Source organism: Brevibacillus brevis NBRC 100599, assembly GCF_000010165.1.
Lineage (GTDB): Bacteria > Bacillota > Bacilli > Brevibacillales > Brevibacillaceae > Brevibacillus > Brevibacillus brevis_D.
Genome location: NC_012491.1, coordinates 4,108,489 through 4,134,337, shown reverse-complemented (window position 1 = coordinate 4,134,337; position 25,849 = coordinate 4,108,489). Strand labels below are relative to the sequence as shown.

At 47.9% G+C, this 25,849-nt stretch carries 26 protein-coding genes and 1 riboswitch; of the genes, 18 read left to right on the top strand and 8 right to left on the bottom strand.

Annotation, left to right across the window (positions count from 1 at the left end; translation table 11 throughout):
- Nucleotides 1–39: 39 nt before the first annotated feature.
- A complete protein-coding gene (locus BBR47_RS19800; RefSeq protein WP_041749896.1) occupies nucleotides 40–1,299 on the bottom strand; it encodes a sigma-54 interaction domain-containing protein in 1,260 nt (419 codons plus the stop codon).
- Between the two features lie 480 nt (nucleotides 1,300–1,779).
- On the opposite strand from BBR47_RS19800, the gene fmdA reads away from it, so the two are divergent.
- Both fmdA and BBR47_RS30465 read left to right on the top strand, forming a co-directional pair.
- Nucleotides 1,780–2,961: a formamidase gene (gene fmdA / locus BBR47_RS19790; RefSeq protein WP_015892209.1), complete on the top strand. Its 1,182-nt coding sequence runs from the start codon at nucleotides 1,780–1,782 to the stop codon at nucleotides 2,959–2,961.
- Nucleotides 2,962–2,997: 36 nt separating this feature from the next.
- Nucleotides 2,998–3,309, top strand: coding sequence for an FmdB family zinc ribbon protein (locus BBR47_RS30465; protein WP_015892208.1), 312 nt, complete (start codon nucleotides 2,998–3,000; stop codon nucleotides 3,307–3,309).
- Between the two features lie 19 nt (nucleotides 3,310–3,328).
- Here the strand turns inward: BBR47_RS30465 and BBR47_RS19780 are convergent, their stop codons facing one another.
- Entirely contained in the window at nucleotides 3,329–4,063 is a 735-nt protein-coding gene (locus BBR47_RS19780) for an SDR family NAD(P)-dependent oxidoreductase (protein WP_015892207.1), read from the bottom strand.
- Between the two features lie 276 nt (nucleotides 4,064–4,339).
- Here BBR47_RS19780 and BBR47_RS19775 point away from each other — a divergent pair, with 276 nt between their 5' ends.
- From BBR47_RS19775 to BBR47_RS19745, 7 genes are all read left to right on the top strand, one after another.
- Nucleotides 4,340–5,959 (top strand): AraC family transcriptional regulator, encoded by a 1,620-nt coding sequence (locus BBR47_RS19775; RefSeq protein WP_015892206.1) that lies wholly within the window; start codon nucleotides 4,340–4,342, stop codon nucleotides 5,957–5,959.
- 32 nt (nucleotides 5,960–5,991) lie between these two features.
- The gene (locus BBR47_RS19770) at nucleotides 5,992–6,585 is read left to right on the top strand and encodes a nitroreductase family protein (protein ID WP_015892205.1); all 594 of its coding nucleotides are present in this window, start codon (nucleotides 5,992–5,994) and stop codon (nucleotides 6,583–6,585) included.
- Nucleotides 6,560–7,597 (top strand): FecCD family ABC transporter permease, encoded by a 1,038-nt coding sequence (locus tag BBR47_RS19765; protein ID WP_015892204.1) that lies wholly within the window; start codon nucleotides 6,560–6,562, stop codon nucleotides 7,595–7,597. The genes BBR47_RS19770 and BBR47_RS19765 overlap by 26 nt, the downstream gene beginning before the upstream one ends.
- Nucleotides 7,597–8,622, top strand: a complete 1,026-nt coding sequence (locus tag BBR47_RS19760; protein ID WP_015892203.1) for a FecCD family ABC transporter permease — start codon at nucleotides 7,597–7,599, stop codon at nucleotides 8,620–8,622. Before BBR47_RS19765 ends, BBR47_RS19760 begins: the two co-directional genes overlap by 1 nt.
- 42 nt (nucleotides 8,623–8,664) lie before the next feature.
- Entirely contained in the window at nucleotides 8,665–9,666 is a 1,002-nt protein-coding gene (locus BBR47_RS19755) for an ABC transporter substrate-binding protein (RefSeq protein ID WP_015892202.1), read from the top strand.
- A 621-nt stretch (nucleotides 9,667–10,287) separates the two neighbouring features.
- Entirely contained in the window at nucleotides 10,288–11,550 is a 1,263-nt protein-coding gene (gene ltrA, locus BBR47_RS19750) for a group II intron reverse transcriptase/maturase (protein WP_012684507.1), read from the top strand.
- Between the two features lie 583 nt (nucleotides 11,551–12,133).
- A complete protein-coding gene (locus BBR47_RS19745) occupies nucleotides 12,134–12,364 on the top strand; it encodes a PepSY domain-containing protein (protein ID WP_015892200.1) in 231 nt (76 codons plus the stop codon).
- A 30-nt stretch (nucleotides 12,365–12,394) separates the two neighbouring features.
- On the opposite strand, the gene BBR47_RS19740 is transcribed toward BBR47_RS19745, so the two are convergent.
- Nucleotides 12,395–13,078, bottom strand: coding sequence for a metallophosphoesterase family protein (locus tag BBR47_RS19740; protein WP_081437253.1), 684 nt, complete (start codon nucleotides 13,076–13,078; stop codon nucleotides 12,395–12,397).
- A 131-nt stretch (nucleotides 13,079–13,209) separates the two neighbouring features.
- Here BBR47_RS19740 and BBR47_RS19735 point away from each other — a divergent pair, with 131 nt between their 5' ends.
- Nucleotides 13,210–14,142: a manganese-dependent inorganic pyrophosphatase gene (locus tag BBR47_RS19735; RefSeq protein WP_015892198.1), complete on the top strand. Its 933-nt coding sequence runs from the start codon at nucleotides 13,210–13,212 to the stop codon at nucleotides 14,140–14,142.
- A gap of 50 nt (nucleotides 14,143–14,192) precedes the next feature.
- Here the strand turns inward: BBR47_RS19735 and BBR47_RS31340 are convergent, their stop codons facing one another.
- A complete protein-coding gene (locus BBR47_RS31340; RefSeq protein WP_015892197.1) occupies nucleotides 14,193–14,363 on the bottom strand; it encodes a hypothetical protein in 171 nt (56 codons plus the stop codon).
- Between the two features lie 136 nt (nucleotides 14,364–14,499).
- Here BBR47_RS31340 and BBR47_RS19730 point away from each other — a divergent pair, with 136 nt between their 5' ends.
- Nucleotides 14,500–15,258: a MerR family transcriptional regulator gene (locus BBR47_RS19730; RefSeq protein ID WP_015892196.1), complete on the top strand. Its 759-nt coding sequence runs from the start codon at nucleotides 14,500–14,502 to the stop codon at nucleotides 15,256–15,258.
- Nucleotides 15,259–15,305: 47 nt separating this feature from the next.
- On the opposite strand, the gene BBR47_RS19725 is transcribed toward BBR47_RS19730, so the two are convergent.
- Entirely contained in the window at nucleotides 15,306–15,890 is a 585-nt protein-coding gene (locus tag BBR47_RS19725) for a pyridoxamine 5'-phosphate oxidase family protein (RefSeq protein WP_015892195.1), read from the bottom strand.
- Nucleotides 15,891–16,046: 156 nt separating this feature from the next.
- Between BBR47_RS19725 and BBR47_RS19720 the strand changes: the two genes are divergently transcribed.
- The 7 genes from BBR47_RS19720 to BBR47_RS19690 all read left to right on the top strand — a co-directional run bounded on the left by BBR47_RS19720 (nucleotide 16,047) and on the right by BBR47_RS19690 (nucleotide 22,428).
- Complete coding sequence (locus BBR47_RS19720; protein WP_015892194.1) at nucleotides 16,047–16,991, top strand: MBL fold metallo-hydrolase; 945 nt, start codon at nucleotides 16,047–16,049, stop codon at nucleotides 16,989–16,991.
- 151 nt (nucleotides 16,992–17,142) lie between these two features.
- A riboswitch (cobalamin riboswitch) is annotated at nucleotides 17,143–17,292 on the top strand.
- Between the two features lie 155 nt (nucleotides 17,293–17,447).
- Nucleotides 17,448–18,443, top strand: a complete 996-nt coding sequence (locus BBR47_RS19715; RefSeq protein WP_015892192.1) for an ABC transporter substrate-binding protein — start codon at nucleotides 17,448–17,450, stop codon at nucleotides 18,441–18,443.
- 1 nt (nucleotide 18,444) lies between these two features.
- Nucleotides 18,445–19,482 (top strand): FecCD family ABC transporter permease, encoded by a 1,038-nt coding sequence (locus tag BBR47_RS19710; RefSeq protein ID WP_015892191.1) that lies wholly within the window; start codon nucleotides 18,445–18,447, stop codon nucleotides 19,480–19,482.
- 8 nt (nucleotides 19,483–19,490) lie between these two features.
- Nucleotides 19,491–20,267, top strand: coding sequence for an ABC transporter ATP-binding protein (locus tag BBR47_RS19705; RefSeq protein WP_015892190.1), 777 nt, complete (start codon nucleotides 19,491–19,493; stop codon nucleotides 20,265–20,267).
- A gap of 12 nt (nucleotides 20,268–20,279) precedes the next feature.
- Nucleotides 20,280–20,846, top strand: coding sequence for a bifunctional adenosylcobinamide kinase/adenosylcobinamide-phosphate guanylyltransferase (cobU, locus tag BBR47_RS19700; RefSeq protein ID WP_015892189.1), 567 nt, complete (start codon nucleotides 20,280–20,282; stop codon nucleotides 20,844–20,846).
- Nucleotides 20,847–21,124: 278 nt separating this feature from the next.
- On the top strand, nucleotides 21,125–21,781 hold the full coding sequence (locus tag BBR47_RS19695; protein WP_015892187.1) for a YitT family protein: 657 nt from the start codon (nucleotides 21,125–21,127) through the stop codon (nucleotides 21,779–21,781).
- Between the two features lie 170 nt (nucleotides 21,782–21,951).
- On the top strand, nucleotides 21,952–22,428 hold the full coding sequence (locus tag BBR47_RS19690; RefSeq protein ID WP_041749530.1) for a hypothetical protein: 477 nt from the start codon (nucleotides 21,952–21,954) through the stop codon (nucleotides 22,426–22,428).
- Here BBR47_RS19690 and BBR47_RS19685 read toward each other — a convergent pair.
- The 3 genes from BBR47_RS19685 to BBR47_RS19675 form a co-directional block, all read right to left on the bottom strand.
- The gene (locus BBR47_RS19685; protein WP_015892186.1) at nucleotides 22,413–23,525 is read right to left on the bottom strand and encodes an N-acetylmuramoyl-L-alanine amidase; all 1,113 of its coding nucleotides are present in this window, start codon (nucleotides 23,523–23,525) and stop codon (nucleotides 22,413–22,415) included. The two genes, BBR47_RS19690 and BBR47_RS19685, sit on opposite strands and share 16 nt — an antisense overlap.
- A gap of 101 nt (nucleotides 23,526–23,626) precedes the next feature.
- Nucleotides 23,627–24,436: a WYL domain-containing protein gene (locus BBR47_RS19680; RefSeq protein ID WP_015892185.1), complete on the bottom strand. Its 810-nt coding sequence runs from the start codon at nucleotides 24,434–24,436 to the stop codon at nucleotides 23,627–23,629.
- On the bottom strand, nucleotides 24,423–25,718 hold the full coding sequence (locus tag BBR47_RS19675; RefSeq protein ID WP_041749529.1) for a helix-turn-helix transcriptional regulator: 1,296 nt from the start codon (nucleotides 25,716–25,718) through the stop codon (nucleotides 24,423–24,425). The genes BBR47_RS19680 and BBR47_RS19675 overlap by 14 nt, the downstream gene beginning before the upstream one ends.
- Between the last annotated feature and the right edge of the window lie 131 nt (nucleotides 25,719–25,849).

Here is a 25,849-nt window from a genome sequence, read left to right as displayed (position 1 = left end):
TTCGGGGGATAAGCGGCTTACGCTCATCCCCCGATGTTCTTATCCGATTCCTAACTCTTCCATTTTTCGATACAGGGTACTTCGCGCAATACCTAGCTTTTTGGCAGCGGCGCTGATAGATGGAGCTTCTGTGATCGCTTGCTGGATCGTCTGTCGCTCTAATTCGCGCAATAATGGCAAAGGTTCGCTGGGTGCTTCTTGCAGACCATATTGCTGCTGCCATTCGCTCGGGAAATGGTGAGAGGTGACCCACGCATCACCGTACGCATGTAAAAATGCTCGCTCCACGATATTGCGCAGCTCACGAATATTTCCGGGCCATGAATGCTGCTGCAAGATCGCTAGGGCAGATTCACAGATACCTGTCGGACCGCCAGCGTATTGGGTATGAAGCTGCTGGAGGAACTCGTTAGCCAAGGCTGCAATGTCTTCTTTGCGTTCACGCAGGGGAGGGATGCGTATTTGCAGGATATTTAGCCGGTAGTAAAGGTCTGCACGAAACAGCCCATTCTGTACATCTTCTTCAATGGAACGATTGGTGGCAGCGATCACACGAATGTCCAAGGGCTTTTCTTCGTGGGAACCCAACCTCGTCACTTTGCGTTCTTCGAGTACCCGCAACAAAAGCACTTGAAGCTCCAAGCTCATTTCCCCGATTTCATCGAGAAATAGCGTTCCTCCATTTGCCGCTTCAAATTTTCCTGGTTGTCCTCCTTTTTTTGCTCCCGTAAAAGCTCCTTCTGCGTATCCAAATAGCTCACTGGCGATCAGTTCGCGTGGAAGTGCTGCGATATTGACTGCAAGAAAAGGGCCGTCTTTTCGCGAACTGGAGGAATGGATGGCACGTGCCAGGACTTCTTTGCCACAGCCTGTTTCTCCGAGCAATAACGTATTCGATAGCGACTGTGCAGCAATACGTGCAGTATGCAGTTGAGCTTGATAGAGGGGGCTATTCGTATGTATCTCTGAAAACGAATAGCTGCTAGTAGTCTTTGACAAGGTTGACGTACCTGGGCGAATCAAAAAGAAGCGATACCACGTCTTTTCCCCCAGATCGAGTTCCTCTACATACCAATTGGGTAAGCGTTCTTGTTCCCAATCCGCCTCGAGCACAAGGCCTTCCACTAACGAAAAGCGTTCCTTTGCCCGCTTGTTAGCAAAAAGTACGCTGCGCTCGTCACTGAGGGCGATGAGGCATTCTTGGCTATTTTCCGCCCATGCGAAAAGAAGACTCTTCCAATTGGGAACAGAATGAGAGGCATGTCTGAGGGCTGGAATCGTATGATCAGTTTGTAGCAAATGGATTAGCGCGTCCTTGATCAGAGAAAATTCGTAGGGTGAGAGATTCGTGGTGGCCTGTAATTGCTGATAGAGAGAATGAAAGACAGCATGTGAGATCGCGCGATGTTGGGAACGCTCGATTGCGGAGGAAGAATCGAAAGAAGAGAGAAGCATGCCGGCTTCAAAAATCGTTCTCGCACCCTTTCTTGGTTATAGTTTGTTTGTTCGATCGTGGGACAGGTGTCCGACAAGGAAGGTGAAACAAACGACACACAAAGACGAAAGCGATACAAGAGAAGAGGGAGTTTTCTGGTCAAGGGCAGATCAACTGCATGACCTGTTTTGCGACAAGCTCTTTGTCATAAGTATACAGGAGAAAATAGCCAAAAGAATCGGTACGATTAAATTTTTATCGGGGCCAGCAAGCATTGGCATGTCTTTTGCTTCTTTTTGTGTATGTACGCATATGCCATTTCGAACAAGTGAGGGGGAAGCAGCATGCCAGAAGTTTTATTTCGAGTTGACTTGAACAAACCGATGGAGGAGCAGGATACACCTGGTCACAACAGATGGCACCCAGACATTCCAGCAACCGTTTCCGTGAATCCGGGAGCTGTTTTTCGCATGGAATGTAAGGACTGGACGGACGGGCAGATCGCGAACAACGATGACCCTTCCGATATTCGCGATGTGAACCTCAATCGCGTCCATGTACTTAGTGGACCTGTCTGGGTGAATGGAGCAGAGCCAGGCGACCTCTTGGTTGTCGATATTCTCGATATCGGGGCACTTCCCCAATCGGAATGGGGCTTTAACGGGATTTTCGCCAAAGAAAACGGCGGGAGCTTCCTCGTTGATCATTATTCACAAGCGGCCAAGTCGATCTGGGACTTCCACGGCATTTACACGACCTCCCGCCATTTGCCAGGAGTCAAATTTGCTGGCATTCTTCATCCAGGCTTGATTGGTACCGCACCTTCCCACCAGCTATTGGATCGCTGGAACCGAAGAGAGAGCGACCTCGTAGCGACAAATCCTGAACGAATGCCGCCACTCGCGAATTTGCCGACCCCGCACAGTGCCGTGTTGGGTAGTTTAAAAGGAGCGGAGTTTGATCGGATTGCCACAGAAGCGGCTCGGACTGTCCCTCCTCGCGAGCATGGCGGAAACTGCGATATCAAAAACTTGTCCAAAGGCACTCGTATTTACTTTCCGGTTTATGTAAATGGGGCGAAGCTGTCCATGGGCGATTTGCATTTTTCACAAGGAGACGGAGAAGTGACCTTCTGTGGCGGAATTGAAATGGCTGGGTGGCTGGATCTTCATGTGGACATCATCAAGGGCGGGATGGCGAAGTATAACATCGTGAACAACCCTGTATTCAAGCCGGGTCCAGTAGAACCTCGCTATACAGAATACCTCGTTTTCGAAGGGATTTCCGTCCACGAGACGACAGGGCAGCAGCTGTACATGGATGCGCATGTCGCTTACCGCAATGCTTGCCTGAATGCCATCGAGTATTTGAAAACGGCGATGGGCTTCACGGGGGAGCAGGCGTACATGCTACTGGGAACAGCGCCGGTGGAGGGAAGAATTGCGGGAATCGTCGATATTCCGAATGCGTGCTGCACCTTGTCTATCCCGACAAGCATTTTTGATCGAGATATTTTGCCGAAGTAGCCAGGAAAAAGAACGCGAAAGAGGGAGCCAAATACGATGCCGAGATATGATTACATGTGCGAGGAATGTGGTCCATTTGTACAATGGCTGAAGATGAGCGAGCTTACAGATAGCATTGCGTGCCCCAACTGCCGGCTACCATCAAAACGTTTGTATGCCGCACCAGGATTGATCATGACACCGCAAGCGCTGCGACAACGTATTGAGCGTGGTGTGGAACCAAAAGTGGTACGGAAGGATTCGCATTCCCATGAAGGAGCAGGGTGCAGCCATAGCCACGGTAGCCAGACACATCGGGGACATTCTCACAGTCGTGGGGGCGAACGCCCTTGGATGGTAGGGCATTAAACGCCCCTTTGCCATGCTATTACCGCAGATATCCGCCGTTGTTGATGTCAAAAGTCGCTCCGGTGTAGTGTTTGGACTTCTCCGATAACAGGAAAACGACGGTATCTGCCACGTCCGCTGGCATTACAGGGCTGTCGATGAGGCCGTGAGCGAGATATTCTGCCCGACGCCATTCTGGAATGGTGTCCATCATCGGTGTAGCAACCATAGTGGGTGCTACCGCATTGACCCGGATGTAGGGAGCGAAGTTCATTGCGCAGCTTTTCGTCAAGCCGAGAATGGCCGCCTTCGAGGTTCCATAGACTGCATCCGAGCTGCCCTCGATTCCGGATACAGAGGACAGGTTGACGATCGTTCCTCGTTTTTGGGCAGGAAAAAGGAGCTTTCCGAACATCTGTGAGAAATAAATGCTACCTTTTACGTTAATCGCGAGTACTTTTTCAATTGTGTCGAGGTCGTAGTCCAGAATGTTTTTCGCCAGGTAAATGCCTGCGTTATTGACGAGACTGGTACAATCCGCATGCTCTGCCTCGATATGCGCAAAAAAAGCCGCGACCTCCTCATATTTGCTAACATCCACACAATACGTATGTAGTCTTTCTGCTCGATCCATCTCTTCTTCCAGTGCCAGCAAAGCTTCCTGATTGAGGTCACACGCGATGACAGCGGCCCCTTCTTGCAAGCAGTGCATCACTACGGCTTTCCCGATCCCAGAAGCTGCTCCTGTTACGATTACTTTTTGATTGCTCAGCATACCTGTACCTCTTTCTGTTTGTGTTTAAGTAGAAACATAGGTAGGAAATATGAGATGCTTTGTTAAAATATAAGATTTTTAAAAATATTTGTCTAGGAAGAGTGTCAATAGAATAGCTTACGTGGAAAAAGAAAACGTCGAGTGGTCATCTTGATGATCGTTTGGCGTTTTTTTGCTTTTTTCTCACTCAAGTGTAATTGCAGTTTTGCCAAGTCTCTCGTACAATTGGTGAGAATTGTTATCAATTGCTGCATCATGATTCAAGAGGAGTTATTTATGAGAAAAACAGACACATATAGTGATCCGAATGTCATCACTGTAAATGATGTGCAAGTTTTGTCCATTTCAAAAGAATGGAAGATTGTAGAAGCGAGAGATAGAAGCGAACAAATAATCATGTTGGTAATAGAGGGCAGGGCGTCATTTCGGTTGGATAAGACAGGAGGGATGCTTAACCAAGGAGATTGCATGGTTATATCTCCAGAGGATAGGCAGGAAGGGCTCGCCCTTTTGCCCATTACGGAGAGCATCTATGTTTGTTACGTGGCGCTTTTTGCTGCTCATGCCAGAAAAGAAAGGGATGGGTGGCTCATAAACGAAGTGATGCTACCGATCCAGGGGAAGTACCATATCGAAACAATCTCCTTAATTCACCATCACATCGAACAATTGCATCTGGCATGGCGAAAAGATCACCTCGATCAGGCAACCATGCAAATTCTTTTTTGGAAGCTATGGCAAGCGATTATGGCTGGAATTACGCTGCAAGAGAAAAAAACAGATCGTCAGCAACTTCTTCAAGGGATCGCTGAGCATATGGAGCAGCATTGTGAGGAGATTTTTCAGATCGAGGAGATGGCTCGCTACTCAGGAATGACGCCGACCCTTTTCTATCAGCAGTTTAAGGAGTACACCTCGCTCACTCCCTTGCAATTCATCAATCGGAAACGAATGGAGAAGGCTTGTCAGCTTCTGGTGGCCCAGGACGTGATGATTCCTGAGGTAGCTAATGAAGTGGGCTATCGGGATGTGTACTATTTCAGTCGGATGTTTAAAAAGATCGTTGGTGTTCCCCCTTATCGCTTCAAGAAATCGTTACAAAAGAAAATCGCCGTACTCCATCCAGCAATCATCGGTGATCTGCTCGCACTGGGGTTTTCGGTCCAACATCTGATTCCTGTTTGGGAAAAGCATCGGCAAAAGAGGCCGTACTCCCAGATGGAAGCAGCCACACTGGAATTTGACTTGTACCGTCTACGCCAGATGGAGCCGGATTTGATTGTCGGTACAGATCAGGTTGCACCTTGGCTTGAACAATTGGAAGCCATTGCACCGACACAGCTCATTCCTTTCAAAACAACGACCTGGCGAGATCATTTGCAGCAGATAGCTACCATGCTGGGAATTGCAGAAGTGGCGACGAGTTGGCTCTATTATTATGATTTGAAAGCAGTTGCAGCCCGCGAGCGTATCCGCAAAAAAATTGGGAATGAAACCGTTATGGCAGTGAGGGCTTGGGATGGGGGAGCCCGTATATTTGGTGCGAGAAGGCGGAAAATTTCCGATATTTTGTACGGAGATCTTCAGGTAAGACCTCCGGTGGGAACAGATCATTTTGCCTTTCTGGATATCGCGAGCCTGGATGAGCTACAAGATTTTCAGGCTGATCATATTCTGCTTTTCGACGAAAGGAAAATTCGAACGGATGTACGCAAGCATCGATTAAAGGGAAATGTACATCGAGCTGGGGTATATCCTTGGCTGCATTATTCCGCACTCGGCCATGAGCAGGCCATATCAGAGGCGCTCACGCATCTTGCAGAGTCACAGGAATGTACAAAAAAGGAATCAGGTTCTTCAATTTTCTTGCGTCCACAATTTTGTGATAATGATTGAGAATGAGTATCACTATTATTGGAGGGAACGAGATGGAACCATCATTGTATCCGATTGCACAAGCGATCCGTGACCGCAGAACCATAAAGAAATTCAAGCCAGACCCGATTCCACTGGAATTGATTCGTGAGTTACTGGATGTAGCTGTCTGGGCACCTAACCACGGACTGCGCGAGCCTTGGCGATTCGTTCTGTATATGGAGGAAGGCAAGCAGGTTGTCGTCGATGCCATTCTTCAAAACGCCATGAAAAAAAGAGATCCGGAATTGCTTTTACGCATCCCGGCATACCTTTTGGTAATCGTTCATGAAGACTCTCGGCAAAGAGAACGGGAAGAGGATTATGCGGCAGCCTGCACGTTGATTCAAAACTTTCAGCTAGCGGCGTGGGAGCGGGGATTGGGCGTCGTTTGGAAAACGGAACCGTTTACGTATCAAGCAGGATTTTTGCAAGCGGTAGGGGTACGTGCGGAGGAAAAGCTCGTAGGAATGCTTCAGCTTGGCTTTCCGGAGGTCATCCCGGAAGCACGAGCGAGAACGGCTGCAAACGACAAGCTGACCGTGATTCATTCGAACGTTGCTCTGGAGGATAAGAAGGGAAATGTCACTGTCACAGCCGATCACTAAAAATACTTCGCTTCGAACCAGGCCGTGGATGGCGACCGTGTTGATTGTTGCGGGGATCTGCGGCATCTTGTTCGGGCTAGGTTCATCCATTATCACAGGAGTAGCGAATATCTCGTTTTCCACCGTTTGGAACTCGATTTTTCATTATGATTCTAGCAACGAGCATCACGTCATTATTCAATCACTGCGAATGCCGCGTGCCTTGGCAGGAGCGCTGGTAGGAGCTGCTTTTGCCGTAGCAGGAGCCATCATGCAAGGGGTTACGAGAAATCCGATTGCGGATACGGGCTTGATGGGCATTAATGCAGGGGCAGGATTCGTGCTCGTACTCGTTTTTGCTTTTGCGCCAAGACTCCCTTTTGAGTCTATTGTTCTCTTTTCTTTTATCGGAGCGGGTTTGGGGGTAGGGCTTGTTTATGGACTGGCCTATTTTTCCAAAAACGGTTTGACACCTTTACGGCTCGCGTTGGCGGGGGCAGTCGTTAGCTCTATCCTATCAGGGATTAGTCAGGCGATATCCCTCCTCTTTCAGATCAACTACGATCTGGCATTCTGGTCAGCAGGGGGGATCTCTACAGCGGAGTGGTTTCAAGTATCCGTCATGATGCCCTGGATTGTGGGAGGAATCATTGTGGCCATGATCCTGTCTCGCTCCATTACCATTTTGAGTCTGGGAGAAGAGATTGCAGCGGGACTCGGACAAAAGACCAGACTGGTGAAGGGTTTGGCGGCGGTTGTCGTCATGGTACTGGCAGGTGCTTCGGTCTCAACGGTTGGCGGTGTCGGGTTTGTCGGTCTTGTCGTCCCGCACATCGTCCGTTTTCTGGTTGGGGTTGATTACCGCTGGATCATTCCTTGTTCGGCAGTCATGGGAGGCGTTTTGGTTGTTTTTGCAGACATCGGAGCCAAAATGATAGCGATGCCCTACGAAACACCGCTTGGCGCCATTATCGCTGTCATCGGGGTCCCCTTCTTCCTGTACCTGGCACGTAAGGAAAGGAGGGAGTGGTAGTGGACATCGATCACTTTTCTCACAAAAGAAAAAGCCGTAGTGTCCGACTGATCCTTCTTTTCGCAGTACTTTTGCTTGTCGGTTTTGTCCTGAGCTTGAACACGGGACCGTACAGTATTGGGCCCTTCGAGGTGTTGCAGACATTGCTCGGGGAGGGCTCGAAAAAGCAGAGTCTCGTGTTGTTTGAGCTGCGGCTTCCTCGTATGGTGATTGCGGTCATGATTGGGGCTGGGCTTGCTGTATCGGGGGCGATTTTGCAAGGAATCTCTCGCAATGGTCTGTCTGACCCTGGCATTCTTGGAATCAGTTCAGGTGCTGGACTGGCCGTATTGTTGTTCGTCTCTCTTTATCCTGCGACGAACATGGCTCCGCCTTTTTTGATGCCATTTCTCGCACTCATCGGTGCCACTGCCACAGCAGGCATCATCTATATGCTTGCATACAAGAAGGGGCACGGCATATCGCCTACCCGTCTCTTGCTTACAGGAATTGCAGTAGGGGCGGGACTTAGCGCCATCAGCATTATTTTGACACTTCAGTTGAATCCACGAAACCTCGAGTTTGTCGTCACTTGGCAAATGGGATCGTTGTGGGGTTCCAATTGGAAGTTCGTGCTGGCACTTTTGCCGTGGATGGTGATTCTGCTACCGTACGTGTATCGGAAGGCAAATGTACTGAACCTGCTCAGTATGAACGAACATATTGCAGCAAGTCTGGGAGTATCTCTTCAACGGGAGCGACTGGCTTTGATGACCGGGGCGGTTGGTTTGGCTGCGTCGAGTGTAGCGACAGGTGGAGGCATAGGCTTTATCGGTTTGCTCGGTCCGCATATCGCGCGCAGATTGGTCGGACCCCAGCATCAATACATGCTGCCCATTACGGCGCTCGTCGGTTCATTGCTCGTATTGGCCGGGGATACGATAGGGCGAAGCATCATGCCAGCTACAGAAGTACCAGCGGGTATTGTTATTTCCCTCATTGGGGGGCCTTATTTTCTGTATTTATTGATCCGGACAAAGGGGTAAGACACGTTGAAATCAGGGGATGAAAAAAGGAGTTCAATCGATATGAAAAAGAAATTATCAGGCATTCTGTCCGTAATCTTAGCCACAGCCGTCGTAGCGGGTTGCGGAGCAGGACAGTCGACTACAGACACAAACGCTACCAATAAAGCGCAAACGGTTGAGGCAGGAGCATCACAACCCGATACAAAAGGGACAGAGGCCCCTGTGTATCCTCGAACCATCAAGCATGCGATGGGGGAAGTCACACTGGAGAAAAAGCCGGAGCGTGTCGCTTCTGTCGATATCATGGGAACCGATTACTTCCTCGTGCTAGATTTTGCTCCGATTGTATCGGAAGGCTTTGAGTCGACCAAAAGTAAGTCACCCATTTTTGCGAAGTATGCGGAAGGGAAAACGGTGAAGGATCTGGGTGGAAAAACGAATTTGGAGACTTTGTTGGAGATGGACCCAGAAGTTATTGTCATGACAAGCACCGGGAAAGGCTCCAGATTTGAAGAATTCAACAAAATGGCTGATTCCATCGTCATTGATTTCTCTGTGGATGCACCCACCCGCCTGATGAAAATAGCTGAAGTTATTGGCAAAGAAGATAAGGCGAAGCAAGTTTTGGCCGATTTTGAGACGCTGAAAAGCGAAGCAAAAGCAGCAGCAGACAAACATAAAGGAGAAACGGTGCTATTCCTCGTTTCCAATGGCAAGGATTTTACGGTGATGCATCCCAAAAACTTCCCGATTTACTATGAGGAAGTGGGACTAACGCCGATAGCAGGATTGCCCGAGGATGGAAAGATTGGGGGGCGTATCGGAATCGAGGCGTTGAGTGAGCTCGCTCCCGATCATATCTTTATTGCTGAGAACCGCCGATCGGCAAAAGCAGAAGAGCCGGAAGGGTTGATTCATATCTGGAAGGATCATCCTGTCTGGAAAAACCTCAAAGCAGTGAAAAACAACCAGGTTTACAAGATGGATACACTCGCGGGCGATACGTTCTTCCTGGGAGAAATTGCTGGATTGGAAGCCATTAAGAACAATCTCGGCAAATAGAAATTCTCCCTGAGGTTCGTAACCATATAAGAAGCACTCTACAAGATTAGTAGAGTGCTTTTTTTCAGTGCGCCCAGCATGGGCGATAACTCTAGGGTGTAAGTCCCGAACGGGGGTTGGCTGTACCAACCGTTAGCTCAAGGCAAGGGTGTCTACCGTGAGGTGGAATCTGGAGGAAGCCGGCGGCAAAGTCCCGACCTGAGGTACACGAATCCAATTTGAGGCTGTTGTATTCGGGCGAGTCTGCTGAACAAGACGAAGCCCTATACAGCCAAGGAATACAGCAGTAAACTTGGGCAGGTACATGGGATGAAAGTTATCGCTCTTACCTGGGGAGGTCTGCATGAAGTGCCTTCAAATGTTGGTAACCGTCTCCGTAAGGAGTCGCTGAACATGCAGAAGTCAGCAGAAGCCATAGTACCCAAATAAAGGACGCTTGAACGGGGAAGGGCTGAACATTAAGTCAACACATCCGCTAATCACTTTCGTGATCATACTGTGAAGCAGAATTCCGTAAGGAACTACTCTTGGAGAATAAGGGTGAAGCCCTGAGGGTACAAGAGAGGGCTGAGTATTGACCGACAAGACTAGAAGGATGCGTGCGAAGGAAAGGGTATCGTCATGGAGTTGTTGGAGAAAGTCCTATCACGGGAAAATCTATTAGTGGCGCTCGAAAGAGTGGAGAGAAACAAAGGATCGGCGGGAATCGACAGTGTTTCAACCGAACAACTGCGCGATTATATCCGTGAACACTGGTTAACCATTAAAGAACAGATTATGAAAGGAACCTATAAACCTTCCCCTGTCCGCAGAGTCGAAATCCCGAAAACTGACGGAGGGGTAAGGTTATTAGGTATTCCTACCGTGATAGATCGCTTAATCCAACAAGCCATTCTCCAAGTTCTTACTCCCATATTCGATCCCCACTTTTCAGAATCGAGTTTCGGATTCCGACCGAATCGCAGTGCGCATGACGCTATGAGACAGGCACAATCTTATATTTCCGAAGGATATCGCTTTGTCGTAGATATGGACTTAGAGAAATTCTTCGACCGGGTAAATCACGATATTTTAATGAGTCGGGTTGCCCGAAAAGTAAAAGACAAAGCTTTGTTGAAACTTATTCGCGCATACTTACAAGCAGGCATCATGATCAATGGAGTCTGCCTCTCGGCAGTAGAAGGCACACCACAAGGTGGCCCGCTTAGTCCGTTATTGGCGAACATCCTGCTTGACGACTTGGATAAAGAGCTGGAAAAGAGAGGACATCGCTTTTGTAGATATGCAGACGATAGCAACATCTACGTGAAAACAAAGCGGGCGGGAGAACGGGTAAAAGAGAGTATCCAAAACTACTTGGAGAAGGTACTTAAGCTAAAAGTAAATGAGCAGAAAAGTGCAGTGGATCGACCTTGGAAACGTAAGTTCCTCGGTTTCAGTTTCACTAACGCAAAGCAAGCAAGGATTCGGCTTCATCCAAAATCACTTCTGAAGTTGAAAGAGAAAATCCGCTTCATCACAAATCCGGTATGGAGCATCTCTATGGATGAAAGGATTGGGAAGCTAAACCAGTATCTCATGGGATGGGTTGGATATTTCGCCCTTGCAGATGCAAAGAAAATTCTACAATCCATCGAAGAATGGATACGGCGCAGACTCCGACTTTGCTTGTGGTCTCAGTGGAAGCGAATAAAAACCCGATATCGAGAACTTCGTTCTCTGGGTTTATCACACGTCCAAGCAATAGAAATTGCAAACACCCGAAAGGGTGCGTGGCGTTCCACAAAGACTCCTCAAATACACAAAGCCCTCGGAGTTGCATACTGGCAACAACAAGGGCTGAAAAGTTTAGTACAACGATATTCTGTTCTTCGTCAAGCTTGATGAACCGCCGTATACCGGACGGTACGTACGGTGGTGTGAGAGGACGGGAGTTAGTCACTCCCTCCTACTCGATTTTCCGATTATCTGATTCCGTATAGGCAGAGGAGATAGCTTGTGTTGCTTGTGCCAATTGGATTCGTGCTGGATTTTTCACTTCCAAGGTCATAACGGACATGATGACTGTATGCATCGTTACGAAAAAATAGATTCAAAAAAAGATGTTTTTCAAAAGGGGTGATTCCACGAAAAATCGTTTCTCCTTCTCATATAAGAAAAAATAGAAAGTAGTTAGAAACGATATGTATTACACTGCCTCTCACGCTCTCTTTCCTATGTCATCGAGCCGACTGTTGTCCTCTCGATTGCTTTTATTATACGGAAAAAAGCGGAAAGCACGCAAAAGCACGGATGCTTCATTTGCGTCGAATTACAGCCAGAATGGACCGTTTTTGCGAGTAGAAAACACTCGCTCTTTTTGTTAAACGCTGTGGCTCATCGGCAAACATGAATGCTGTGAGAGGTCTCATCTATTTTCTCATCCATTTCTAATCTCTCTCTTTTTTTTCCTTCATCTGTTCTTTTTATGATAAAGGAGATCAAACAAAACCAGTGGAAAAACCAACCAGTAAAAATCAGTGTAGAGCAAGCGGAAAAAATCGCGTTGGCTAAAGTAAACGGCAATATTATTAAGCTGGATGAAGACGATCATCACTCTGTGTATGAAGTGGAAGTGAGATCGGCTAAGGGACAGGAAGTCGATTTGGAGATTTCCTCTACGACAGGCGCTGTATTGGATGTAGACTGGGACGATTAATCGAATCCGCTATCTTCCTCAACCGACTCTTTAATAAGTAGCGGGTCGTTGTTTTTGTGCCAGGGCCTCTATAAATTCGATCGCTTCTTGAACCGCAGGTATTTTTCGGACATTCTCTTCGGCAAACTGCTGAGCTTGCGGATAGTTCGTAGAAGCGATAAGTTTTGCAGCAGCTTCTACATCATAGGGTGTAAAGCGATGCTCATAGCTGTCACCATCAAGCAATAACCAGTATGCCCCCGGTTTGTCGGCATAAGGCATGCCCACACTTCCGGCATTGAGAATACGCAGATCGTTAAGGCGACGTTCAAATTGGATATGTGTATGACCACAGATGACTGTTCGTTGCAGCGTCCCCTCAAAATAAGCGGCCACAATTGCATCCGGAGTGAGTGGGGTGAAAATATCTTCATCATTGGTGGGAATGGCGTGGCAGAATAGCACGTCCTCGAAAACTTCTCGATTTAACGTATAGGTAAGAGGGAGTTGCGCCAGAAAGTCACGATCAGAGCGGCTCAATTGCTCTGCAACCCATGACGTGATTTCTCGGACAGAATCGGATATTTCCAAGGCCTGAGCCTCTCCGTCAAATGTGAGAAGTACTTCACGCTCGCCGTTACCACGGATGAATTGCACGGGTGTATCCAAGTGGAACAGCATTTCAAGTGTTTGGACGGGCATCGGGCCTGAGATCGTATCACCCCCGATGACAATAAGATCAGGCTCTGATTGATCTTCAAAATCGTATTTTCAATGATCCGATTTGAACCTATAATGTATCTTGGGCATATCCTCTAAGCTGTGGTATAATTTGGAAGCCAAATTACGATTAAGGAGTATGGATGATGGAAAAAAAACTAATCTTCGGTCATAAAAATCCAGACACAGATTCCATTTGTTCAGCACTTGTGTACGCTGACTTGAAAACAAAATTGGGCGCGAATGTAGAGCCTGTACGCCTCGGTGTAATCAGCAGCGAAACAGCATTTGTGTTGAATTACTTCCAAGTAAAAGAGCCGCGCCTCGTAGAAACAGTGGCAAATGAAGTAAATGAAGTCATCCTTGTAGATCACAATGAGCGCCAACAAAGCGCGAATGACATTGAGCAAGTGCAAGTGGTAGAAGTGATCGACCATCACCGTATTGCGAACTTTGAGACGAGCAATCCTCTCTACTTCCGTGCCGAGCCGGTTGGATGCACGACTACCATTTTGAAGAAAATGTACAAAGAAAACGGCGTAGACATTCCAAAAGAGATGGCGGGCTTGATGCTTTCTGCTATCATTTCGGATACGTTGCTGTTGAAATCCCCAACCTGCACGGAGCAAGATGTAGCGGCTGCTCATGAGCTGGCTGAAATCGCAGGTGTCAATCTGGAAGCATACGGTCTGGACATGCTCAAAGCGGGGGCAGACCTGAGCGACAAAACAATCGAACAATTGCTCACATTGGATGCAAAAGAGTTCCAAATGGGCAATGCGAAAGTAGAAATCGCACAAGTAAATGCAGTAGATGTCAATGATGTACTTGCACGCCAAGGCGAACTGGAAGCAGCTATGAATGCAAGCATCGCTGAAAAAGCTTTGGACCTGTTCGTGTTTGTTGTAACGGATATCTTGAACAACGATTCTGTTGCGATCGCTCTTGGTAGCGCAACACAAGCGGTAGAAAAAGCGTACCAAGTAACATTGGTGGACAACAAAGCTGTTTTGAAGGGCGTTGTCTCCCGTAAGAAGCAAATCGTACCGGTATTGACTGATACATTCCAAGCTCTGTAAAAAAGAAAGGTGGCTGCCATGCACATGATGCGGGCAGCCATTTTTTATTTTTACATTCCCTGGCTAGGGTTGTTGTGCATTTGGAACAAGTTTTGCTGGGCATAAGCATCGTCACTGTAATGCGTGATGGCATGTTTATCTCTGGCTTTGAGGCTAAGCAGCCCTGTTAATCCCCATCCGGCACCGACTACGGCTACAATGAAACCGATGATATAGAGCATCGAAGTCCCCCTTTGTATGGCGTTATCTATATTTTAACAAATTATGGATAGAGAGTAACGCCAATTTTATGCTGAAAATGTGTTTGACATTGACGGTCCGTAAATGTGTACGATCAATTTGTCAGGAGGAATGAACATGGAATATACGGTGCAAAAGCTAGGACTCCTGGCGGGTGTCAGCACCCGGACGCTCCGATACTACGATGAAATTGACCTTCTCAAGCCGGCGAGAATCAATTCGTCAGGGTATCGCATTTACGGACAGCTAGAGGTTGATCGATTGCAGCACATCCTTTTTTACCGCGAGCTGGGTGTGAGCTTGGAGGAGATCAAGGAGATCCTGGATTCACCAACCTTTGATGCTGACCGAGCACTGTGGGAGCACCGCGAGAAGCTCCTGGAAAGGCGAGCGCAATTGGATGCGTTAATCGCCAATGTCGATTTGACATTAGCACAAAGAGAGGGGACCAAAACGATGAGTGACAAACAAAAATTTGAAGGCTTCAAGCAAAAGATGATTGATGAGAATGAAGAGAAGTACGGGGCAGAAATTCGAGCGAAATACGGAAATGACCAAATCGAAAAATCGAATCAGATGGTCAAAGGCATGACAGAAGAACAGTATGCCGCGCTGGAGAAATTGAACGCAGACCTGCACGATACATTGGCGCAGGCTTTTTCGACAGGTGATCCTGCTCATGAATTGGCGCAAAAAGCAGCAGATCTTCACCGTCAATGGCTCAGTTTTTACTGGGACAGCTACAGCAAAGAAGCGCACGCAGGTGTTGCCCAGATGTACGTCGATGACCCGCGCTTTACTGCTTACTATGACAAGGAACAGCCAGGTGTAGCCGAGTTTCTCCGCGATGCAGTGGTCATTTATACCAGCAAGTAAAGAGTTTTCAAACAAAGAAGCTGCGAGCAAGGCAGCTTCTTTGCGTTTTACGCTTCGTTATCCCCACCTACTGCGGGAAAAAGCTTTTGTCCCAGTGGTGTTGGCAAGCCATCCATGCTTACTACGTTGTTTTCCTTTTGATAAGCAAGCAGTTCCTGCTCGTCTTTAGCCAAAGTCCATTTCTGAAGGGTGTCCCGTTCTTTTGAGTAGGAATAGAAGGGGATAGCCCAGCCGCAAGAAGTCTTTACTTCCTGTACGTTTACGGTAATGATTTGACGAGCACCGGGCAGAAGCGGGAAGTCTTTTACGAGCTCATCCCACCGAGGCGAATCTGGGAGAATAACCGTTCCTTTGCCGAATAAGCGCATGATGAGAGGAGGGCCTTCAAATGCACAAAACATGAGAGTAATCCGGCCATTTTCCTGTAGATGTGCACTGGTTTCGTTTCCGCTTCCGGTCAGGTCTAAATAGGCCACCTCGGTAGGCGATATGATGCGAAAGGAATCGTACCCTTTCGGTGAAAGATTCACATGACCATCTGTATCCATAGGAGCAGAGGCAACAAAGAACATTCGTTGCTTCTTGATAAACTTCTCATGCTCAGGTCGTAACTCAGAAAAAAGCTGACCCATTTCGCACCCCTCCAGGTAATGAAATTGTTTTTGCTACCCTCATAATACGATGAAAATATGAAGAATTTGTGTTGTTTTTCCCAGTGCGTGCTAAATAGGTGATAAAGTGTAAATATTCTCGCAACAAAATGACCTTTGAAAAGGAGGAGCATTTACATGCAATCATCACAGCCAATTTACTTAGGGGAGCGCATCCATCTAATAGACGGTTTCGATATGGGCTGGGCGGAACGCACGGGGACTTATGTCATCGCTGAAGAAGAACTGACTTTGGTTGAAACAGGGCCAAGCCCCTCCGTCCCATACATCAAGACCGGCCTCGCCAAGCTCGGTTTTACCCCGGAGCAAGTAAAATACATCATCGTGACGCACATTCATTTGGATCATGCGGGAGGAGTGGGACTTTTTCTAAAGGATTGCCCAAACGCAAAGATCGTCGTCCATCCAAAGGGTGCACGTCACCTCGTTAATCCAAGCCGACTGATCGCAGGGGCGAGAGCGGTGTATCATGATGATTTTGATCGATTGTTTGATCCGATTGAGGCTGTTCCCGAAGAGCGGATTTTGATTCGTGGAGACGGGGATACACTAAAGATCGGAGCGAATTGCGTGTTGGAGTTTCTGGATTCGCCAGGGCATGCCAATCATCACTTCAGCATCTACGATCCCGTTAGCCGTGGCATGTTCACAGGTGATACGGCAGGTGTACTTTATCCGCAGCTTAAAAAGGATGGTATACACCTCGTACTGCCATCTACTTCTCCGAATCAGTTTGACCCGGATGCCATGTTAGCGTCTCTACGTCGATTTGAAGCGCGCAAGCTGAATCGCATTTACTTTGGTCATTTTGGGATGTCTGAACAGGTAGACGATGTGTACCGCCAAATACGTGAGTGGCTCCCTGTGTTTGTGGCGGAAGGAGAATCAACACTTGCTGTTGGACAAACATATGCTGATCTGTCTCGTAAGTTATTGGAACGAGTCTCGGAGCATCTACAGTCACAAGGCATCAATGATGACCACGAAGTTTTCGGAGTACTCAAGCTCGATTTACAGGTGTGCGCCATGGGCATTCTGGATTATTTGCACAAACGTGGTTAAAAGCTTTGCCAAAAGCATTCCATTTGCCTGAACCTTTTGTTCAGGTGTTTTCATTTTTAGCAGGCAAGAAAGTATTGGCTTACGTGTTTGTCATTCTTTTTTCATCCAAGGAATGCTATGATGTAGGATGAGTCATGGACTGTGACAATTTCAAACGTAACAGCAAATAGGTGCCTCGTCTTTTCTCAAAAAGATCGGGTGAAAAGGGAAGTCGGTGAAAATCCGACGCGGTCCCGCCACTGTAAATCGGCTCGTTCCTCAGCCGTAAGCCAGGAGACCTGCCTGTTTGTTTTTGTGCCTGTTGCCTTCGCGGAAAGGATCGGCCTATTTCAGGAAGCAGACCATCCTGTCTGTTTGCCCTGAGGTGCCGACCCTTTGATTTCCGAATGGAAGCAAGGGTCGCTTTTTTTATTGGAAGGTACAGTCAATCAGACACGCAGAAAGGAAGTTCTACATATGAAACGTTCATTGCGATTCATGATCCCACTACTAGTTGCGGCGAGCCTCGCAGGTTGTGCGGGTAACGATAACAGCCAGCAAGCACCTGGTGGACAAACCAGTGCACCGCAGACAGCACCGCAAGAGAATACAGCCGAGCAGCCTGCAAAACAAACTACGTATCCGTTGACAGTCAAGGATGCGACAGGAAAAGAAGTAACCTTTGCAAAAGCTCCTGAGCGAATCGTCTCCACATCACCTGCCGAGACAGAGATTTTGTTCGCATTAGGCTTGGAAAATCGGATCGTAGCTGTCTCAGACTACGATGATTATCCAGAAGCGGCGAAGACAAAACCGAAAATTGGCGGCGTCGTCAAACCGAATGAAGAAGCGATTCTCGCTCAAACGCCAGATATGGTCGTCGGTGGGATTTCGATGGAGAAGCCAGTGGCTGACAAGCTCAAATCTCTCGGGATGCCCGTCTACATTACCCATCCGACAAAGATGGATGACATCCTAAACAATGTGTTGGTGATGGGAGTTATCACTAACAAACAAGAACAAGCCGAAAAAGTTGTCGCGCAAATGAAGAAGGATATCGCGTACGTTCAAGAAGCAGTGAAAAATGTAAAACCAGAAGAGAAGAAAAAGGTATACCTTGAGTTTTCCCCAGGCTGGACAGTCGGAAAAGGTGAATTCATGGATGAACTCATCACACTGGCTGGAGCGACAAATATTGCCTCTGACACACAGGGCTGGAATCCGATCAGTGAAGAAAAGATTTTGCAAAACGATCCAGACGTCATTTTGTATGCGAGCGGAATTACCGATGAAAAGACTGGCGTCAAGCTGGAGGATATGATCGCCAAGCGTAATGGCTGGGATAAAATGAAGGCGATTCGTGAAAAACAAATCTTTGGCATGGACCAAAATATTTTGTCCCGTCCTGGTCCGCGTATTACACAAGGCTTGATTGAAGTAGCGAAGGCGATTTACCCTGACTTGGTGAAATAAAATGAAGAAACGATTGTTCATATGGGGAGGAGCCAGCTGTCTCGTCCTTCTGGCTTCAATAATCATCAGTATCTCGATGGGGGCGGCACACCTTCCCATTTCGCAAGTATGGCTCATCCTGCTCCACCAAATCTCGGGCTTGTCTGAGTGGATCACCGTAGCGTGGCCGGAGTCATCTGAGCAAATTGTCATGAAGGTTCGTTTTCCACGCGTTGTATTGGCTGTTTTGATTGGCGCCTGCTTATCTCTTGCGGGAGCGGGCTTTCAGGGAGTTTTGCGCAATCCGCTCGCAGATCCGTTTACGATGGGCGTGGCATCTGGTTCTGCTGTCGGAGCAGCCTTTTTGATCCTGTTTGGCTTGCAAATCAGCTTTTTGGGTGCATGGAGCACGCCTGTTGTCGCTTTTCTTACAGGACTGCTCAGTTTATGGATCGTACTCGGACTCGCGAACACCCAAGGAAAGCTGCAAACGGAGACCCTGATTTTGTCTGGTGTTGTGGTGCAGGCTTTTCTCGGCTCACTCGTTTCCTTTATGGTGTCGCTATCGGATCAGACGGTGAATGAGATCGTGTTCTGGCTGATGGGCAGCCTGTCATTTCGGGGCTGGGCCTTTACGTATGTCTTGATTCCGTACTTGGTCATAGGCGGAATGGTGCTGGTAAGCTATGCGCGTTCCTTGAACCTATTTGCGTTAGGCGAGCGGCAGGCTGCGCATCTCGGCGTCCATGTAGATCGAACGAAGCTGGTGGTTCTGGTCGTCTCGACACTCCTGACGGCAGCGGCGGTTTCTATCGCGGGAATTATCGGGTTCGTTGGCCTGGTGGTACCGCACCTCGTCCGTATGCTGGTTGGTCCTGACCATCGAATTTTACTGCCGATGGCCGCGATCTGTGGTGGTATTTATGTGCTGTGGGCCGACACTCTCGCCAGAATGCTGCTGAGTCCAACGGAAATCCCGCTCGGTGTTGTGACAGCTTTTCTGGGAGCACCGTTTTTCGCGTATTTATTGAAGCAAAATAAACGCTTTAGGAAGAGGTAACGTATGCAATGATCAATGTGCACAGCTTGCAAAAATCGTATCAGGATACGCCAGTTTTGCACGGAATCGATTTTTGCGTGGACAAGGGAGAATTTTTTGGCATTATCGGACCAAATGGAAGCGGTAAATCCACCTTGCTGAAAATGATTTCAGGGGTCATCAAGGCAGATGCAGGAGATATTTTGCTTCAGGAGAAAAAGCTTCATTCCTATCCACGCAAAGAGCTTGCCAAAATACTGGCTGTATTGGAGCAAGAGGGGCTGCCGCCAGTCGGCTTTCGAGTCCGAGAGGTGTTGGAGATGGGACGCTTTCCTTACCAAAATTGGCTGGGGGAAGAGAAGCAGGATGTCGCATCGCTTATTGATGAAATCGTACAGATGCTCGGCCTTGAACATTTGGAAGAGCGCACACTGGATCAGTTGAGTGGTGGGGAAAAGCAACGCGTAGCTTTGGGGAAGGCATTGATCCAAAGACCTCAAGTGCTGTTGCTCGATGAACCCACGACTTACCTCGATATCGGGTACCAGATTCAGCTTATGGACATCGTGCGCAAATGGCAAAAGACGACACAGGTGACGGTCATTGCTGTGCTGCACGATCTGAATCTGGCCTCCCTTTACTGCGATCGTATTTTGATGCTGCATAAAGGAAAGCAGATAAGCGTCGGCACACCAAAAGACATTTTGCAAAGTGACAGAATAGAGGCTGTATACGGAACTAGACCGATTGTCATGGAGCATCCTGTTCATCATTTGCCGCAAATTATTTTGCAATCGCAAGTGTAAGGAGACAAAAGCATGATCGTACTGATAACAGGTGGAGCACGCAGCGGAAAAAGCACGTTTGCCGAAAAATACGCGGCTCATTTGGGCTCCTCGGGTGTTTACATCGCGACCGCACCAATCACTGATGAGGAAATGGAAGAGCGGATCTTGCACCATCGCGACCGCCGCTTGCAGTCCAACTTTCCTTGGCAAACGATTGAGGAGCCGTATGCATTGACAGAATGGCTGACGAAGCTCGGAGCACAAAAGGACATACAAGAACAGCAGACAGTGATTTTGATTGATTGCTTGATCCTTTGGCTTTCCAATTGGCTTTTGCATGATCAGGAGGAGCAGTCGTTTGAGGGTGTGCTCCAGCAGGTGGATGTGCTGGTAAACAAGCTAAAAGACTACCATGGCACCGTTTTGCTGGTGACAAACGAAGTGGGCGACGGACTCGTCCCACAACATCCGTTAGGCCGTATGTTCCGAGACTTGGCGGGGCTGATGAATCAGCGCGTGGCAGCTGTTGCCGATCAAGTTTTTCTTGTCACAGCAGGAATTCCGGTGGAACTAAAAGGACAAGCTTTCCGATTTTAACGCGGTGAAAAGACGGTTTCGAATCGTCTTTTCACCTTTTTTATGATATAATACAAGAAAAGCCATGGAAGGGATCAGGATACCATGCGTCCCCATAGGACGATCTGGAAACGTTTTGACCTCTCCTACATCTAGCTTCGTAGTAGTCGATCGTCACTGAAGACGACTAATCTACTACGAAAGCGAGGCCATTTGTATGAGTAGCGACTTATGCTTGCGATGTTCCTCGGTAGTCGGTTGGTCGTCTGTGCCTAAACCGACAAAAATGCGAGGAAACCATGATGAGGAGAGCGCTGCAGTTATCTAAGCGTTATAGTATGATTTTGTTTGGAGCTTGTTTACTTGCTTTTGCGTATTATCACATTAACTTTCAGAACCATTTGTCTGAAGGTGGGTTTGTTGGCTTGGGGTTACTGGCGAAATACGCCTTTGACTTGTCGCCAGCGATGGTGATGCTTTTGCTAGATATTCCACTGTTTTTGGTTGCCTGGTTAGTAAGAGGCCGCCAGTTCATTTGGGACACCATTTTTGCATCACTTGCTTTTACCGTGTTTTACGATTTGTTTGAACGATTTTCACCGATTGTCATGGATATGAGCAGAATGATGCCGCTGGCGTCTGTCTTGGCCGGTGTATTGACCGGGCTAGGTACCGGATTGGTTCTGCGCTATGGAGCTGCGACAGGTGGAGACGATATTTTCTCCCTGTTGATCAGTAAGTACACGGGATTGTCCATTGGTACGGTCTTTCTTTTACTGGACGTTATTGTGCTTTGCATGTCGTTCTGGTTCGTACCGATGAAAGAGATGATGTATACCATTTTGGCCGTTGTCATTTCCAGCCAAGTCATCACCTGGACCGTCAATCATGGTGCAGGCGTGGAGGTCATGGAAGAGGAGCACGGGCATGGAAGCGTCTCGATGACCCACCGGTAATGAGTAGATATTCAGTTGAAAAACATGCCTATACAAAAGCAAGCAAAAGGCCAAGTCGGTTTTCATGTCGACTTGGTCTTTTGAGCGTTTATGACCGTTTTTGTACATAATATCCTGCTTTCCTAGTGGATACTAACCAACACAGATACTATCGATGGAAAGGACCTGCCATGAGCGATCCGTTTTTTAGCAACTATAAAGCATTCGTCGTCATACCGGCGGATGAGAAGCAAATGGGACCGGAGCCTTTTAGCCCGAACGATTACGCCAGCCATTTCATTCTGACGTTTTCGCTGTACGATGCGGTTATTTCCTCTTGGAGGGAAGCGACAAAGTATAAAGTGCAGGCAAAAAAAGGGCTGTCGAATGTGATCGAGGGTTTCAATGCCAAACGCCGTGGTACAGCCCGTCTGCATCTGTTGGAAATGGAAGAAGACCAGGCATATTTCGTCCTGGCCTTGTCGTTGAAAATCCAAAAGGACAATGAAAAAGCGGTCATGGAGACGATCACCAATCTGCTGGACAAAGATTTCGCTACCGACTTGTTGATCGGCGAGACCTGGTATCAGATCATTGGTGCCAAAGGGAAATTCGAGCGGAAGCTATTCTCCTACAATGTCCAGCCGTACGATTATCGCCCGAAGTAATCTGCTAGGGCTTCCGTAATCGCCTGAGCAGCTTTGTCCTGATAGGACGATGTACGGACGATGCCTTCATCCTTTGGATTCGATAGAAAGCCAAGCTCAATTAAGACGGACGGATCATTGTTTTCGCGCAGGACGTGATAATTGCCGAATGAAATGCCGTTGCTTCTTAAACCGATGCCACCTGCCAAGCGAGACTCAATCGCTCGAGCTAATGGCTCATCCTTGCCTTGCGAATAATAAAATGTAAGGGTACCGCTATTTGGCTTCACAGAAGAATTGTAATGGATGCTAATGAAGGCATCTGCTCCCTTTGATTCGCTAAAAGCGACACGCTGCGCTAGCGAAGGTTTTTCTGTATCACTTGTCCTCGTCATGAAGACTTGCGCACCACGTTGGCGCAGCTTGCTGGCGAGTAGCGTGGCCGTTTTGTAATTCAACGTTTTTTCCATGCTGTTCCACTTCGTTCCCTGTGTCCCGACATCGGAACCGCCATGTCCCGGGTCGATGACGATGACTTTTCCTTTTAAGCCTGGCGATTTGGTGCTTTTGGTCACCGGAGCGTTGGCGTTGACCTTGGCATCGCCAATATATGTCGCAGACACCCAGCCTGTCTGTCCATTAGAAGTTCTCGCTTGGATCCAGTCACCTTGCTTTTTCAAAATATCTACACGGGTTCCTCTGGGTAGCGAGAGGACAATCTCATGGCTCGTGCTTGGTCCTTTGCGCATTCGAAGCGAATCGGCCAAAACCGTACCTTGCTGGCTTTTGGCAACGGCTGTATTGGCTGGTGAAGAAGCTGAACCCGCACTCGTTACCGCTCCTTTTTGCAAGTAATACCCCGCGACCCAGCCTACCTTTTGATTGTATCTAATTTTTGCCCAACCGTATGCTTCATCCGTAATGGTCACGACGGCTCCTTGCGGCACGGTAGCGACAACAGAAGCATTGGGGGCTGGTTCACTGCGAACGTTCAGAGAGGTCGCGACCACCTTTGCCTGGATGACACTTGCTGCTTGCGCCGGCTCCGTATGAAACGGCCATGACAGACTAAGCCATAGCCCACATAGGAGGGACGCTTGTTTACATGTTGTTTTCATCATTTCTACCTCTGACTTGGATTAGCTATATCTCACCTGAACTATGATAAGGGAAATGCAGGAAATCGAATAGGGTATGATTTCCTGATTTTTCGGGACAATTAAAGTAGAGTTTCAGTATATCTTGCCAAGGCGTTCGTTGCCGACTCTGCCATTCGCTGTTTGAGTTGATCGTTTTCTACTACTTTTACCCGCAGGCCGAGAAAACGAATGCGCGATAAAATAAACTCCTGTTCGTCGGATAGAAAGTGCAGGGTGATCGTGTACACCTGCGATTCTGGGTCAAAAGCGACCTCTTTGTCAAAGCAGGAAAACGCGTACAATATGCGCTGGAGCTCAGCGTTGTAACGACGGATGACCACAATTTTTGCCATCTGCTTGCGCTGTTGGATCTGTTCCAAAATAGCCGGTAAAAAACTGTCATACCATACATCTTCTATGTAAAGCTCATCGACGGAGCGAATGAGATGCAGCGGAGTCGTGATCAGGCGATTGGTAGACATGTTTAGCCAGATCAGGTACCAGGCCTTCTTGGCAAGTGAATATTCCAGCTTGTAGGGAACCCCTCGTTGATTGCGAAAAACCGGGCCTTTGTTCGTGGCTGCGGTTATTTTTATGTGATTCTTGCCGAGAATGATTCGTCGCAGGGTGCGCACGAGTGGACTCCAGAGCTGTTTGGCCTGTGTCTGCGCTTTTTCCACGAATCGTTCTTGTTCGGTCCATTCATTTTCTGGCGTATGTGTCAAACGGCGAAGCTTATCGAGTGTAGCGGGCTCGAAAATTTCTGACGCAGACGGATTCGCCAGCATCAGGGAGAGCCACGCTTTTTCGTGTGAGGTGACTGGATAAACCCCCGCTTCATCCAGTCGTGTCACTAGCTGGTAATTATGTATCTTGTCAAACAGATTCATAGTAGGCGAGCAGCTCCTCCCATTCTTTTTGGAATTGCTTGCGAAGAAACAGCGGTTCAAGAACTTCCACGCTCGAACCGAAGCTGCGAATCCACGGTGTAATTTCCATCGTGCTGTTCACGTTTATCTCGTACACAAAGCTCTCCCGTGATTCTTCTGTCACAATCCCCCATTGCCCCTGTGCCTCCACTCGCTCTTGGATAAAGGAATGAGGCGTGTCGCGAGGCTGAAAAAAGCGAAGGCGTACCGTTACGAGTTTTCCGGTATCAATCAACCAACTGTGCGCAATACGCTCATCCGCACTTGCTTGCAAGGAAGTGAAGATTTCCGGCGTAACGGATTTGCCTGTTACGAGCTTGGTCATACCTTCCACACGGTATTTGCGCAGCGGACCATTGCCGCATCCTTGTGCCAGCAAGTACCATCTGCCGTATTGATGATCAAAAATAACCCGGAGTGGAATTGCTTTTTGATGTTGCCCTGTTGTATCCCGTTGGAATGTCGGATTCGTATTTTGAGAATCGTAAAACTTCCGGCGTTTGGGCGTGTAGTAGTGAAATTCAACGATTTTTCGCTGACGAATGGCTTCCGTGAGAAGTAAAGCTTGATATTCATCGAGAATACGTGAGACGAAATGATATTTGTATAAAAACGCAGATGCATCGGTTAACTTCAAGCGATGCTTGAGATAGCGTTTCACTTTTTCTTGCAGAAGATAACCAGGGACAGCCGGCAGTTGGGTATTGGCCATGAAGTCGATGAAATCATACAGATCCAAAAGCTCGTCGTCCGTCAATGAGTCCAGTAGCTCGTCATCGAATTGATAAACGTACGGTCTGACCTCACTAACATTTTTTATCACACCAATTTCTTCGAGGTATTTCATGTCCTGGCGGATTGTTTTTTCATCGGGCTCTGTATCTACAAACGTCTCCAGTAATTCTTTAATGGAGAGGGGCTGTTGTTTAAGCTTTTCCAAGATGTGCGAAAGTCGCTCTACTTCCGAATCCTTCAATGATTTCGCATGGTACAAAAACATCAAGAAATTGTCCGTCACCTCAAAATAGTTGTAACGAAGCTGCGTGTAATACTCTTTTTTCTCCTCATCGCCGACATGCTGATAAAAGGTCGATTGGATGTCCTTCAGCTTTTTCATCGTTTTATCAAGCGTATGAACGGAGATCCCGAGTCGCTCGGCTAACTGTTGCCGATTGTAGGCACCAGCGGTTAAAAACAGGAGACGGAGCAATTGCAGCTCTTTGTCAAAGCTTTCGCGTGCCATTACACTCATCCTTATTCACTCGTCATTTATTTCCAAATTAGTCCTCATATTACGAAGAGGCTTAAGAGAAGTCAATGAGAAAGTGAGGTTCGTAATACTTTTACCATGTTCAAATCACATGCGCAGATGGA